Annotated in this window: 14 protein-coding genes and 1 tRNA gene; 13 read left to right on the top strand and 2 right to left on the bottom strand. The window is 40.3% G+C overall.

Annotated features, from left to right (window positions below):
• Positions 1-10 precede the first annotated feature (10 nt).
• Positions 11-2,476: a TonB-dependent receptor domain-containing protein gene (locus O3603_RS11240; protein ID WP_371522886.1), complete on the bottom strand. Its 2,466-nt coding sequence runs from the start codon at positions 2,474-2,476 to the stop codon at positions 11-13.
• 276 nt (positions 2,477-2,752) lie between these two features.
• Between O3603_RS11240 and O3603_RS11245 the strand changes: the two genes are divergently transcribed.
• The 5 genes from O3603_RS11245 to O3603_RS11265 all read left to right on the top strand — a co-directional run bounded on the left by O3603_RS11245 (position 2,753) and on the right by O3603_RS11265 (position 6,907).
• A complete protein-coding gene (locus O3603_RS11245; protein ID WP_315088326.1) occupies positions 2,753-3,730 on the top strand; it encodes a bifunctional hydroxymethylpyrimidine kinase/phosphomethylpyrimidine kinase in 978 nt (325 codons plus the stop codon).
• A gap of 12 nt (positions 3,731-3,742) precedes the next feature.
• A complete protein-coding gene (gene pdxS, locus O3603_RS11250) occupies positions 3,743-4,615 on the top strand; it encodes a pyridoxal 5'-phosphate synthase lyase subunit PdxS (protein ID WP_009434012.1) in 873 nt (290 codons plus the stop codon).
• Complete coding sequence (gene pdxT, locus O3603_RS11255) at positions 4,612-5,199, top strand: pyridoxal 5'-phosphate synthase glutaminase subunit PdxT (RefSeq protein ID WP_371522888.1); 588 nt, start codon at positions 4,612-4,614, stop codon at positions 5,197-5,199. Before pdxS ends, pdxT begins: the two co-directional genes overlap by 4 nt.
• An 817-nt stretch (positions 5,200-6,016) precedes the next feature.
• Positions 6,017-6,487 carry a transcription elongation factor GreA gene (gene greA, locus O3603_RS11260; protein WP_009434004.1) on the top strand — a complete coding sequence of 157 codons (471 nt, stop codon included), beginning with the start codon at positions 6,017-6,019 and terminating at the stop codon, positions 6,485-6,487.
• Positions 6,488-6,505: 18 nt separating this feature from the next.
• Positions 6,506-6,907 carry an HIT family protein gene (locus tag O3603_RS11265; RefSeq protein ID WP_009433882.1) on the top strand — a complete coding sequence of 134 codons (402 nt, stop codon included), beginning with the start codon at positions 6,506-6,508 and terminating at the stop codon, positions 6,905-6,907.
• A 124-nt stretch (positions 6,908-7,031) separates the two neighbouring features.
• On the opposite strand, the gene O3603_RS11270 is transcribed toward O3603_RS11265, so the two are convergent.
• Positions 7,032-8,123, bottom strand: coding sequence for a mannose-1-phosphate guanylyltransferase (locus O3603_RS11270; protein WP_371522890.1), 1,092 nt, complete (start codon positions 8,121-8,123; stop codon positions 7,032-7,034).
• A gap of 194 nt (positions 8,124-8,317) precedes the next feature.
• On the opposite strand from O3603_RS11270, the gene O3603_RS11275 reads away from it, so the two are divergent.
• The 8 genes from O3603_RS11275 to O3603_RS11310 form a co-directional block, all read left to right on the top strand.
• Positions 8,318-8,399: transfer RNA gene (locus tag O3603_RS11275), tRNA-Leu, on the top strand.
• Between the two features lie 238 nt (positions 8,400-8,637).
• Positions 8,638-9,564, top strand: a complete 927-nt coding sequence (locus tag O3603_RS11280) for a hypothetical protein (RefSeq protein ID WP_371522892.1) — start codon at positions 8,638-8,640, stop codon at positions 9,562-9,564.
• A gap of 120 nt (positions 9,565-9,684) precedes the next feature.
• Entirely contained in the window at positions 9,685-9,972 is a 288-nt protein-coding gene (locus O3603_RS11285; protein ID WP_371522894.1) for a helix-turn-helix domain-containing protein, read from the top strand.
• A 10-nt stretch (positions 9,973-9,982) separates the two neighbouring features.
• Entirely contained in the window at positions 9,983-11,173 is a 1,191-nt protein-coding gene (locus O3603_RS11290) for a primase-helicase family protein (protein ID WP_371522896.1), read from the top strand.
• Positions 11,174-11,440: 267 nt separating this feature from the next.
• Complete coding sequence (locus O3603_RS11295; protein ID WP_371522898.1) at positions 11,441-12,352, top strand: toprim domain-containing protein; 912 nt, start codon at positions 11,441-11,443, stop codon at positions 12,350-12,352.
• Between the two features lie 140 nt (positions 12,353-12,492).
• A complete protein-coding gene (mobC, locus tag O3603_RS11300) occupies positions 12,493-12,846 on the top strand; it encodes a plasmid mobilization relaxosome protein MobC (protein WP_371522900.1) in 354 nt (117 codons plus the stop codon).
• A complete protein-coding gene (locus tag O3603_RS11305) occupies positions 12,843-13,763 on the top strand; it encodes a relaxase/mobilization nuclease domain-containing protein (protein WP_371522902.1) in 921 nt (306 codons plus the stop codon). Before mobC ends, O3603_RS11305 begins: the two co-directional genes overlap by 4 nt.
• 2 nt (positions 13,764-13,765) lie before the next feature.
• Positions 13,766-14,325, top strand: a 560-nt coding sequence (locus tag O3603_RS11310) for a hypothetical protein (protein WP_371522904.1), incomplete at its 3' end; no start/stop codon positions are given.

Genomic DNA, 14,325 nt, shown 5'->3' on the forward strand with positions numbered 1-14,325 from the left:
AATCAGAGAGTTATAGCTTCACACTGAGACCGACATACCATGTTGCACCATAGACAGGGGCGTACATGAAGGCGGCATCATCCGTATGTTTCTCATCTTGGATATAGCTAAAGATGTTCTTAGCACCAGCATAGATGGTACACATTCCTAATCGTTTTGAAGCACGACAGTTGAATAGCATGAATGTAGAAGTCTTCTTGATCTTAGAGTTCTGACCTGCGTCTTCGGAGTTATAGTCGATGTACATGCTACCTTGTAATGATCCTGTGAGAGAGAAAGTCCATGTGCCAGGAGTGTAGTCGATATCGAAGTCGCCTGTCATACCAGGGAAACGAGAGATGTTGCGACTCTCTTTAGCGTATTTAAGACGCTGTGGGAACTCCTTTACTGACTCATCATTAGGGTCAGACCACTCAGCACGTTCGTGCTTAAACTTACCTTGATTGAATGTCCAGTTGACGCCAGCTGTGAGGTTACGAGCGATACTTGCCTTTGCACCAAGCTCTATTCCCTGTACGTAAGCATCATCTACATTCTCCCATTGATACGAGTATCCAAACTTCTTAACCTCATCGTCGGCAGGAGAGAATTGTATCTTATCCTTTAGGTTGGTGCGGAATAGGTTTATACTGAACTGATACTGCTTGCTATAATAGTCTGCCGAAAGGTTATAACTGATGGCACGTTCGCCTTTCAAGTTAGATGACTTCCATACACGTGGTGAACCACTGCATAGGTGGAGATCCTCTGAGAAACCATAAGGAGCACGGAATCCTGTTCCAATATTCGCACGAAGGATGAGCGATGGGGTAACTTCATACTTCACAGCAATGCGTGGATTGATGGTTGTCTTGCTGAACTTCGTTGATGGGAAAGCGCTATCTGATACCTTCACACTGGTAGCATACTCTTCACCAGAGCTGTGAGAGTCGAGGCGAATACCAGGAACAACGGTCAACTTAGGTGTTACGTTCCATTCATCCTGTACGAAGAAACCAACCTCGTTAGCGTGCTTTTTGCCGATAGAAGTGTATGGTACGCCATAATAAGGACTTGTCTTTTCGTCTTCAGCAGAGATTACATACAAACCAGTCTCACGTAAGCGAGTGAAGTAAGCCTGCACTCCTGCAAGTAATGTATGCTTATCTAAGATAGAAGTGAAGGTGAGCGAAGGAGTTACCGTGTGCTCCTTAGCAATGTAAGGGCGCATCATCTCTACAGGAGGAGTAGCTCCGTCCTCATCTGGATGTGCTGGATCTTTGTGCGAATCCATGTAGTCATGGAGGAAAGTATCATTCGTTGCATTGCGCTTGTGGTATACGTATGCGGTTGAAAGATTCAACTCTGAATGCGCACCCAGTGGTAGGTTATAAGTCAAATCAGCAGAGAGTCGATTCGTGCGGATGTCCTCTGTCTGATCAGTATAGGGGTTTAAATATTGATTATTGGTCATAACTCCACCGAATCGATGCTCGTCTATAGCCTTACCACGCAACACAAGCTTATCATTCTTTGCAAATGGCTGATAGAAGTAGAGGTTGAAACCAAGGTTATTCATCGTTTCGTTTACACGATCAGATACCCCATCCTTATGCTTCACCTCCTTACGAGTAAGTCCGTCTTGCGTCTCATCGATAGCATCCATCTCCGCTCTCTGTGCAAAGACGCTGATACCAATGTTGTTGTAACGCATAGAGCCAGAGCCTTTATAGCCCTTAAAGCCATAGTTACCGAATTGTATATCACCATTGATGGTAGGCTCGAAGGTTGGTTCCTTAGAGATGATATTGATGGCACCAGCTACTGCACTACTTCCATACAAGGCAGAGCCTGCGCCCTTTACAACCTCAAGTCGGTCAATATCATTCGTTCCCATCTGCTGAAGACCATATACTCCTGCAAGTCCAGAGTATATTGGTTCACCATCAATAAGCACCTGTGTATGCTCTGCACCAAGCCCTTGCATACGTACCTCAGAGAAGTTACAGAACTGACATTGCTGTTCTACGCGGATTCCTGGTACACCTTCTAGAGCTTCATAGAGGTTTTGTGCGTTCTTCTTAGTGAGAGCTTGAGATGTAAGAACTTCTGTTCTGATAGGTACATCCTTAATAAAATGACTTGTGCGAGTACCTGTTACCACCACTTGACTAAGTTCCAATGGGTCTTTCTCAAGCTCGAAATAAACATCAGTACCTTTGTTCTCGGTCATTACTACCTCCTTCTCCTGGGATTGATAACCATCCAGTGTGGCGATGATAGTTTGTTTTCCGAGTGGTAAGTTACTTAGTTTGAAGTGTCCTGTACCATCACATTGAGTCTTAAGGTTTGTACCTTTCACTCTGATTGTGGCATGTGGAAGATGTTGTCCACCCTCTTTTGCCTTTACGTCACCGAATAACATGGCATCGGTTCCTTGTGCCATTGATGCGAGCGAGCACATCAAAGCAATCAAAAATATTAAGATTTTATTCATTATAGTATATGAGTTTGTAAATCTGCGACAAATTTAGTTGTTTATTGTTAACGACGCAATACCTGTTTGTAGGTATTCTTCTCTATTGTTATCAACCATTACCTCCCTAATAGTTCCTAGATTCTTTTAGTCTCATTCGGTAGTGTGCTTTAATAATAAGAGGTATGAGTAACAAAAGAGGTCATAACTTTAGTTTTTCTTGTCAATATAGGAACAAGTCTTGCAGGAATGGATATTTTCCCTTTACTTTGTAGTCAAAATATAATTAAAAGACCATTGAAGACAATACTCACAATAACTGGTTCGGATAGTACGGGAGGCTCTGGTGTGCAAGCTGACATCAGAACGATAGCCGCATTGGGTGGTTATGCCGTGTCTGCAGTCACGTCAATTACGGTGCAGAATACTGTGGGTATTCAGGCTTTCTATGATCTTCCTGATGATATTGTAAAGGGTCAGATTGAAGCAATCATCAATGATATGCAGCCCGATACGGTGAAGATTGGTATGATAAGAACAACCGATACGCTTGCTGTCATTGTAGAAGCTCTATCGAAATACAGACCTCATCACATTATTTATGACCCTATTGTGACGGCAAGCAATGGTGACCGACTGATGACAGATGACGTTATTATGCAGATTCGTCACCGCTTATTGCCTCTTTGTTCTGTGGTCATACTGCGTGAAAGTGATGCCGAACGCATTTTTAATTGTACCTCATTACAGGATTCAGAAACGACAGCTTCAATAAGTGCTAATAAACAAGGTGTACGCTCATTAGTTCTGGATGAAGTGTTACAGCATGGTCTTTCAAATAGTTTCTCATCGGCTCTTGCGGTTTATCTAAGCCAAGATGAAACGATGGAAGATGCTATAAAGCATGCAAAGGAATACATCCGAACACTCGTTGCACGCAAGAGCGACCTAAGTGGGCGCAGTAGTCAGCTGTACAACGAGTTCTTAGAAGCAGTACAGAAGCACTATCGAACAAACCGTGATGTAGCCTTTTATGCAGACTGCCTGAACGTTTCGCCACGTTATCTCTCACAAGTGGCTCATCGCATATCAGGCAAGTCGCCGAAGAGTATCATCGATCACACGCTGGCAGAGGCATTGTCCTGTCAGTTGCGTACAACGCAATCAACTATCCAAGAAATAGCCTATGACTTTGGCTTTAGTTCGCAAGCTCAGTTCTCAAAGTTCTTTAAGAAGCAGATGGGACAGGCTCCGACGGAATGGAGAAAACATTAATATCAAATCAATATGACTAATAGACAAGAATTAAATCGTAATCTCGCTCAGATGTTAAAGGGCGGTGTTATCATGGATGTAACTACACCTGAACAGGCGCGAATAGCCGAAGCTGCGGGTGCTTGTGCAGTAATGGCTTTAGAGCGAATACCCGCTGACATTCGTGCAGCAGGTGGTGTTTCACGTATGAGTGACCCTAAGATGATCAAGGGTATTCAGCAAGCAGTTACTATCCCTGTGATGGCTAAGTGCCGCATTGGACACATTGCTGAAGCTCAGATCCTGCAAGCAATTGAGATTGATTATATCGATGAGAGTGAGGTGTTGTCACCTGCTGATAACATCTATCATATCGATAAGAACCAGTTTGATGTACCGTTTGTCTGCGGTGCTCGTAACTTAGGAGAAGCATTGCGCCGAATCGCTGAAGGCGCTACAATGATTCGAACGAAAGGGGAGCCTGGAACGGGTGATGTAGTGCAAGCTGTAAGTCACATGAGACTGATGCAGAGCCAGATTCGTGAACTGGTAAGCAAGCGTGAGGATGAGTTATATGAGGCTGCTAAGCAGTTGCAGGTGCCTTATGACTTGGTGAAATACGTGCATGAGCATGGCAAACTACCAGTGGTTAACTTCGCAGCTGGTGGTGTGGCAACACCTGCCGATGCCGCTTTGATGATGCAACTGGGTGCTGAAGGTGTATTCGTAGGGTCGGGTATCTTTAAGAGTGGAGACCCTGCTAAGCGTGCCGCAGCCATAGTGAAAGCCGTTACAAACTATAATGACCCGAAGGCTTTGGCAGCGTTATCTGAAGACTTAGGTGAGGCTATGGTGGGTATCAACGAGCATGAGATAGAGGTGCTCATGGCTGAACGTGGACAATGAGAATAGCTGTTCTTGCTTTGCAAGGGGCATTCCTTGAACATGAGATGATACTCTGCAAGTTAGGAGTAGACTGCTTTGAAGTGCGTCAAAAGCAGGATTGGTTACAGGAGAAAGATGCTTTGATTATCCCAGGAGGCGAGAGTACGACGCAAGGAAAGCTCTTGGATGAATTAGGTTTATTGTTGCCTATTCGTGAAGAAATAGAGAATGGCTTACCAGTCTTTGGCACTTGTGCGGGCTTGATACTCCTTTCTCGTGACGTGGAGGGCAATAGTGAAACTGCTCCTGCACCTCCTCGATTGGGTACAATGCAAATAACTACAGCACGCAATGCCTATGGAAGGCAGCTAGGTAGCTTTAGAGTGGAGTCTACATTTGTGGGGATTGAAGGTAAGATACCGATGACCTTTATTCGAGCTCCTTATATAAAAGAAGCTACAGAGGCTGTGGAAGTATTGGCAAAGGTGGATGATAGGATTGTAGCTGCACGACAAGGTAACCAGCTGGTGACAGCTTTTCACCCTGAGTTAGATGCAGATACACACGTGCATGAATACTTCTTGAACATGATTCGTAATAGATAACTAGCGTTTCTTAAGACGATTAATAATGATGCTTCGAACCCACATATAAAGTGGGATTCGAAGCATTTTTGTTTTGTATAAGCTGTTGTTTCTGATTCATATATTATTGGTCTATTGATAAAGAGAGGCTTTCTTTCATAAGAAGAGAGCCTCTTCTCACGTCAAGAAAATGCTCTTTTTGAATGGAGAAGGGCGTTCCCTCTAATTTAAAAAGTAATAATATCTGTCTTAGATACTCGTTTGTATGATTGAGATATGCTTCTTGCAAGACAGGATAAAGACTCAATCAGTATGGGTAAAAGTCTTTGTTTATGTGCCGCAACACTCCTAATTATAAGCGTATTAGTCTCTATTTCTTGGCTAGATGAGACTTAAGGACATAAAAAAAGGACTACCGCTGTAGTCCAACCTTTGTTAACCTTAAATCTAATACTATGAAAAACACGATGCAAAGATAGGTAGTATTCTTTATACATGCAAGTTTTTTATTGTCTTTTTTACGTCTTGTTTGATTTATTGATATATATCAAGTGAAATTTATTATATATCTTCAAATTGTAATAAAGACTCCTCTTTTATACCTACAAATGTGTTAGATTAATAGTAATCATTGGTTAGCAGCAATATAGAGATGTGTTTTTAAAAGTATTTTTAACCTCTAAAACTTTGCTATCTCATATTTAAGAGCTATCTTTGCAGCAGAATATAAAGATTAAGACATTTGAGGATATGGGATTCCGACATTGGTAAGTTATGTTGGAATTCTATGTTTTTTATGTCTATTGAAAAACGTATTAATTATTTAAAAAGAGATATTATGGCTTATATGTCACAGGAAGGTTACGATAAACTCGTAGCCGATTTGCAGTATTTAGAGTCTGTTGAACGCCCTAAGGCATCGGCTGCTATTGCTGAAGCTGCTGATAAGGGTGACTTGAGTGAGAACTCTGAATACGATGCAGCAAAGGAGGCTCAGCGCCACTTAGAGGCTCGTATTGCAGAGATGAAGATGACAGTTGCGCAGGCAAAGATCGTCGATGTGTCACGTTTAAGCACTGAGGCTGTACAGATTATGTCCACAGTTGAGATGACAAACGTTAAGACTAAGGCTAAGATGAAGTACACTATCGTAAGTGAAACGGAGGCTAATTTAAAGCAAAACAAGATATCAATAAAGACACCTATTGCGCAGGGCTTGTTGAATAAGAAGGTAGGGGATGAGGTTGAGATAACAATCCCTCGAGGAACAATCAAGTTGCGTATAGATAAGATTTCAATTGATGTTTAGTAGGTAAGGAGGCTTTTTATGACAATATTTAGTAAAATAGCAGCAGGTGAGATTCCTAGTTACAAATGTGCAGAGAATGATCAGTTCTATGCTTTCTTGGATATTGATCCTGTAACGAAGGGACACACTTTGGTGGTTCCTCGTAAGGAGATTGATTATATCTTCGATATGAGTGATGAGGATTTGGCAGCCTTTGAAGTCTTTGCAAAAAAGGTTGCCCGTGCTATAAAGGAGGTCTTTCCTTGTAAGAAGGTGGCACAAGTAGTGTTGGGGTTAGAAGTTAATCACGCTCATATCCACCTATTGCCAATGAATAGTGAGGCTGATGTTGATTTCAAACATCATGTAAAAGTTGAGGCTGAAGAGCAACAGGAAATAGCTGCAAAGATATTTAAAGCGTTCCAGGAGTTAGACAAATAGAGTCTTGTTTGTTAGTAGATAACAAAAACGAGGACATATATAATAAGGTATATGTCCTCGTTCTTGTTTTATAATTGGTGTTACGTATTGTCAGACGGAATATGAGATGGATAGGAGAGAGAGGTTAGATAAATTTGTCTCCTTTAATCATCTGTACTTCATTGACATATTTCCTCACAAGTGCAGAGGAGTCTTCTTTCTTACAGATAAATAATACGTTGTCCTTTTCTGCTACTATATAACCATCGAGCCCATTGATGACAGCTAATTTGTCTTTCGGTAATTTGATAACGTTATTGGCTGAGTTTTCTAAGATGACATCGGAGTCTATAATGACGTTATCGCCTTCCTTCTTGCTCATTGTCTCATAGATTCCGTGCCACGTACCTATATCAGCCCATCCGAAATGACACTTCTTTACATAGGTGTTATTTGATTTCTCAAGTAGACCATAGTCTAGTGATATATTCGGATAAAGCGAGAAATTCTCTTGCATAAAGGCATCTTCTTCCTCAATACTCATTATCTCTCTTGTTTGTTCCTCACTGCGTATGACGGATGGAAGAAAGTTCGTAAAGCATTGCCAAAGATAGTGTATGTTAGCAAGAAATAAGCCTGTATTCCAATACCACTCCTTAGTTGTCATGAACATTTTAGCAAACTCTCTGTCAGGTTTCTCAGTAAAGGCTTGTACCTTATAGATATCGTTCTGACCAGTATAAACGCCTTTCTGAATATATCCATAACCTGGTTCTGGGCGCGTTGGACTTACTCCCATCGTGAGTAAGGCATCGTTCTTTTCTATGAATAATAAGCCCTCAGTGATATCACGAAGGAATGCTTCTTCATTGATGATACTCTGATCGGAAGGAGATACGATGAGGTTTGCACGTGGATCAAACATTGATATGCGGTGTACTGCCCATGCTACACTTGGTGCCGTATTACGGTGTATAGGTTCTGCCATGATGTGGTCAAGGGATACTTCAGGGAGTTGTTCACGTACGATGTCAAGGTAATCTCGGCTAGTATTGATGTATATATTCTCTTTTGGAAGAATCTGAGAGAAGCGATCGAAGGTCTGTTGAAGCTGTGTGCGACCCACACCGAAGAAATCAATAAACTGTTTTGGATAATTGTTCCGACTGCTTGGCCATAGGCGACGACCCCTCCCTCCAGCTAGTATTACACAATAGTTGTTCTGTGTCGTAGTCATAATTTGTTTAAGCTAACCTGTTTATGTCTTTTCTCCAAAGTTACCTTTTATATCTTATTCTACCAAATCTTTCAGTGTTAAATACCCTAAACTCTAATTAATCATGCCCCTGTCTTGAAATAATCACTCAAAAATTTGTCACATTCAGAAAATCTATCTACCTTTGCACTCGTTGTTCTTAAACAGCAAGCCAAGCCCAGATGGCGGAATAGGTAGACGCGCTGGTCTCAAACACCAGTGGGGCAACCCATCCCGGTTCGAGCCCGGGTCTGGGTACTACAAATCCCTTGTAAATCGCTGATTTACAAGGGATTTTTCTTTTTCAACATGTACTAAAAGTGTACTTTGTAGCAGAAGTATAAGAAACGTGTACTAAGACTGTATTCTACATAGTTTATTTAGATTTAATTAACGATAATCATTTCCTTTTATTCTATTTCCTTCCAATTATTGCTATTATCTGCTGGTGATGTGTTACCTTTGCAAATGTACTTACCTTATATTAAAAAATTATATGGAAGATAATAGACTTGAAATACAACTAACCAAGATACAAAGTTTCGTGGACCACTGCGTTATGCAAACTTTCAATATTCTCATTGGAAATGTCATGAGAAAAAAAGAATGTATAAGCTTAATACTTCTTAAAGAAATGTTGCAGAATGAGTTTTTGCAAATTACTGATAATCTATCCTCTATATACATGAAGTACCCAGCCCTTTCGTGTGTAGAAGAATCTTATAAAGAAAATAATTTCTTATGGGATAGCACTTTCTATGATTCATTGAATAAAGAGCAAAAGGGAAAGTATTATAGCTTTGATTTGACTACGTTTGATTATAGTAAGTATATTGAGAATCACACTTTGTACGATGAAGAACTTCCGATGTTTTCATCGCTCATTGATGCAATTCTTTATGAACGTTATGCAAATTATCTAAAATATGAGATTGAAAAGATAGAAATAAGCGAAATCAAGAATTCTTTTCAACGCCATTCTACAATTGTCTATGATGACATCGATCCAAGCCAGCCAAAAGAAAAACCTGTGATTGTTGGTAATGAAATTAATCCTTTCAAATCTGATTTTTCGGAAGAACAGATTGAAATACTAACTGATTGCATCAATGATGTTAAACTTTTTACGACCAGTGTTTCACCAAAGATTACTAAAAATTTATTTGATTGTAATCTGAAAGGAGTACTAAAATCAAACAATAACCGACTACTTGCGTATCTCATGCAAAGTCTTAATCTTCGGGGATACGTTACTAATGAATGGCAGTCTACCATTGCACGCAGTAAACTCATATTGGGAAAAACCAAAGATACACCATTAACACGAACAGACCTTTCCACTGCAACAGATCAAATCAACATGAAGCAGCCGAAAGGATGGGAAATCATAGATAAATACATCAAACAACTGAAAAAAGAGTGAGCATAGGTTGATACGTCAAACATTGCTCAATGCCAGTTCTTTTTATCGTTTTTAATTTTGCCCTCGTTAACAGCAACGAGGGTGCGCACCCTCTATCGTTTTACCAAACAAATAAAAAATATGGAAAAGACCATAGAGGAACGAGTTTACGAACTCGAACAACTTCTCTTTACAAACAAAAATGTGCTTAGCTTTGATGAAGCAAGCAAGTTTCTTAACCTCTCAAAGAGTTATCTCTACAAGCTCACATCGAGCAATCTGATTCCTCATTATAAGCCACAAGGTAAGATGCTTTATTTTGAGAAAGCAGAACTCGAAGCATGGCTGCGTCAGAATCCTATCAAGACTTCTGCGCAAATAGCCCAAGAAGCACAGAGATATATTATGGGTAGCAAACCTTTAATGTAGAAGTAAGGCTATGGAAAACGAGAATTTCATTCGTGTTGGCACAACCTTGTATAAGATTGTGAACCAACCTCGCATTAATGGTGGTTTTTTCAAGAAGCGTATCGTGTGGAACAACGAAACGCTACGGCAGGACTATGGCAAGGACTTTATTGCCACTGTCCCAAAGTACGATGGATTCTGCACAGTCCCTAACCATGTGGATTATCAGCCTGTGGTTGATAAATTCCTGAATCTCTACGAGCCAATAGGACACCAACCAAAAGAAGGAGAGTTTCAGCACGTTAAATCCCTGATAAGACACATCTTCGGGGAACAATACGAGCTGGGCATGGATTACTTGCAATTGCTTTATCTCCAACCCGTGCAGAAACTCCCCATTCTCTTGATGGTATCAGAAGAACGCAATACAGGTAAGAGTACGTTCCTTAACTTTCTCAAAGCTGTTTTCCAAAACAATGTAACGTTCAATACCAACGAGGATTTTCGCAGTCAGTTTAACGCAGACTGGGCAGGTAAACTACTTATTGTGGTGGATGAGGTATTGCTCAACCGCAGGGAGGATAGTGAACGATTGAAAAATCTTAGTACAACACTTTCCTATAAAGTGGAAGCAAAGGGTAAAGATCGAGATGAAATCTCCTTCTTTGCCAAGTTTGTGCTGTGTTCCAATAACGAGTTACTCCCTATCATTATAGATATGGGAGAAACCCGATATTGGGTTAGGAAGATAAATCGTTTGGAAAGTGACGATACTGACTTCCTTCAGAAGTTGAAAGTTGAGATACCTGCCTTTCTTTATTTTCTCCAGCATCGCACGTTGTCTACCCAAAAGGAAAGCCGTATGTGGTTTGCACCCAAGCTGACTTTTACACCAGCCTTGCAACGCATTATCCGTAATAACAGAAACAAGCTGGAACTAGAAATGTCAGAGTTGTGTCTTGACATCATGGAAACAAACAATGTCGAGGAAGTCTCTTTCTGTATCAATGATATGATGCCTCTTTTAAGTAACACACAATGTAGGTATGACAAGGGGCAGATAAGGAGAGTTGTACAGGATATCTGGAAGCTCACACCTGTGTCCAATACGCTGACCTACACTACGTATCAACTTAGTTACAACACCCTGCAATATTACTCTCCTATTCGAAGGACAGGAAGGTTTTATACAATCACCAAGGAGCAACTCAAGAGTTTATAAAAACATTATACCCATTATTTTGATGAAATGATGAATAGATTATATAAAGCTTTCAGTACAAGTCGTTTACGTTCTCATCTTTTATTCATCGTGGATATTCTGCTGATGAAAAAAGAAAAGGATGATATTCTTCTTTTCGTCAGCAATTCTATTTTGAAGAATAGTATGATGAGGGCATGATGAGTTCTCAACTATCTGATAACCATATAGATAAAATTAAATTCATCAAATCATCAAATTTTTCATCACTTTAACTTCCATATAATTATGAATATTGACCAAATAAAAAAGATAAAGTTGCAGGACTTTCTTGCAACAATAGACTGCAAACCCGTAAAACAGTGTGGTGTGAACCTCATGTACTTATCACCACTTAGAACGGAGAAACACGCATCGTTTAAGGTAAACACCGAACTTAATCTATGGTACGATTTCGGTATTGGCAGAGGTGGTAACATCATTGACCTTGCAGAATTGCTCTACAACTCTTCAGATGTGTCGTATCTCATTCATCAGATAGAGCGTAATGCACCAAGCTGTATATCGGTAAGTCTGCCTATAGCCAAGCCGAACACACCGCAGAACTCCTTTGAAAATCTTCAGGTACTTTCCATAGCCCATCCTGCACTTATCAAATATCTTGGGGAAAGATGTATAGACATTGAAATAGCAAGAACTGTATGTAAGGAACTGCACTTTGATACAAGGGGCAAACATTACTTTGGTATTGGCTTTCCAAATATTGCAGGTGGCTACGAAATACGTAACCCGTTTTTCAAAGGAGGTATCACGCCAAAAGACATCAGTCTATTTCATAATGAGGAATCAAAGCAATCGTGTTTTGTCTTTGAGGGGTTCATAGACTTCCTTTCATTTATGATGCTCCGAAGAAAAGAGAATGACGGACTAAAACGACAAGATTATCTGGTACTCAACTCTGTGTCAAATGTCCACAAGGCATTAGAATCATTATCACACTATAAGAATGTTCAATGCTTTTTGGATAATGACGAAGCAGGAAGAAATGCTTATAAACAATTATCGGAAGAATTGGGTAGTTCAGTCTTAGAATCATCTTCTTTGTATAGTGATTTCAAGGATCTAAACGATTATTTATGTGCTGAATTCAAGCATTCAGAGAAAGCAGAAAATAAGAAAATCAAAGGGATTAAGCTATGATTACAGGAATAGTTTTGCATCATCTATTTTTTCGGGGGAGCAAGTTTATGTTTTGGGCATACCAAAACCACTTGCTCCACCTCCTGACAGTCGTTGCAGAGGATTATCCCGCTGGTCTCCATCAAATCAAATAAAAAAGTATGATAAAAACAGAATATAAAAAAGGAGGTCGTCCAAACAAGGGCGTAGCCGAAAAGAAGAAATACCGTATCACGGTGAAACTGAATACACAGGATTACTATACGCTCAAAGGCAAAGCCAAGAGTGCAGGAGTAACCATAAGTGAGTTTGTAAGAAAAGTTCTTGATAAAGGAAATGTCATTGAACGACTGACCATAGAGCAAGCAGACTTCATCCGTAAGCTGTGCGGCATGGCAAATAATCTCAATCAGTTGGCACATCGTGCCAATGCAGAAGGATTTCATACCATTGCTCCTTTCCATAAAATCATCATTAGCAAGATAGATGAAATATTAAATCTGATACGAAGATGATAGCCAAAATTATGAAAGGTTCGGGCTTCAAGGGTGTTATTAATTACATCCTTGACCCGAAGAAAGGAACAGAACTCATTGATAGTTCTGGAGTGAGGACAGATAGTATCAACCATATTGTTCAGAGCTTTATTGACCAAACGGAACTGAATCCAAGAGTGAGAAAAGTTGTCGGACATATCTCTCTGAGTTTCTCTGTGCAGGATTCTTCCAGATTAAGCAACGAGTTCATGGTACAAATGGCTCGTGAGTATATGGAGAAGATGGGGATAAAAGATACACAGTACATTATCGGTCGCCACTTCGACAAGGAACATCCGCACATTCATATCGCTTTCAACCGAATAGATAACAACGGCAAGACTATCTCTGACCGTAACGATAGATTCAGAAGTGAGAAGATCTGCAAGGAACTGACCGCCAAATATGGTTTGTACTTCGCTGGTAGCAAGGAGAACGTCAAGGAATACCGTCTGAAAGAACCCGACAAGACCAAGTATGAAATCTATCAGGCGTTGAAAGCAGAAATAGCTCGGTGCAGGGATTGGACAACTCTCCTTAGTCGTTTGGAAAAGCAGGATATTGGTGTCCGTTTTAAGTATAAAGGCAACTCACAGGAGGTGCAGGGAATTATCTTTGAAAAGAACAGTTATCATTTCAATGGCTCAAAAGTGGATAGGGGGTTCAGTTATTCCAAGATAGACTTTGCTCTGCAACAGAATAACAGGGAACACGAACAGCAAACACAGGGAATGATAAACCTCATATCCAATGTTGCTAGTGTTACGAGCGAAATTACCAACAACCTCATAGAAGGAGGATTGGATTTGTTTCAAACTCATGGTACTGTCCCTGCGGAGGTTTACAACACACTCGATAAAAAGAAGAAAAAGAAAAAACGTAAAATACATTTATAACTATGGCTGATAATAATACATTTGTCCTCTTTGAGGAAATCAAAAACAAACTGGAGATAATTTACAGGGAGCTAAAGGAGTTGAAAGAAAAGGAGAATGGTTCTGTTTCCCTCCCTATTCAATCTACACCAGCACAAAGTGATGAGCAGAAAGAACAAGAATTGCTCAAACAGTATGAGCAGCGAACAAAAGATGTGCTCAACGAGTACATTGGTGTGCAAGTGTGCATCAAAGACGAGGAAGCTAAGTCCATTGACAAATTGGTGGCAAACGTCCTAACCATGTTGCACGAGTGGCAGGAACAGAAAGAACAGCCAAAGCAACAAGAGCACATCCATAGACACTGTTTTGACATCAAGTCATCGAAAGTCTTTACTACCGTGGTGGCAGTGTCTGTCCTCTGTTTTGTTTCTTTGGTCGGTAATTTTTTCTTATGGCAAAGCAAACAGCAATACAAGGATGATGCCTTGAAATTTCGTATCATTAGAGTATGGCGAGGTTGCAGTCCTAAGGAAATCCTATGGCTTAACGATGTATTTGACATTCATCGCAATGAAAAGAT

This window comes from Prevotella sp. 20925_1_30, assembly GCF_041433025.1.
GTDB classification, from domain to species: domain Bacteria; phylum Bacteroidota; class Bacteroidia; order Bacteroidales; family Bacteroidaceae; genus Prevotella; species Prevotella vespertina.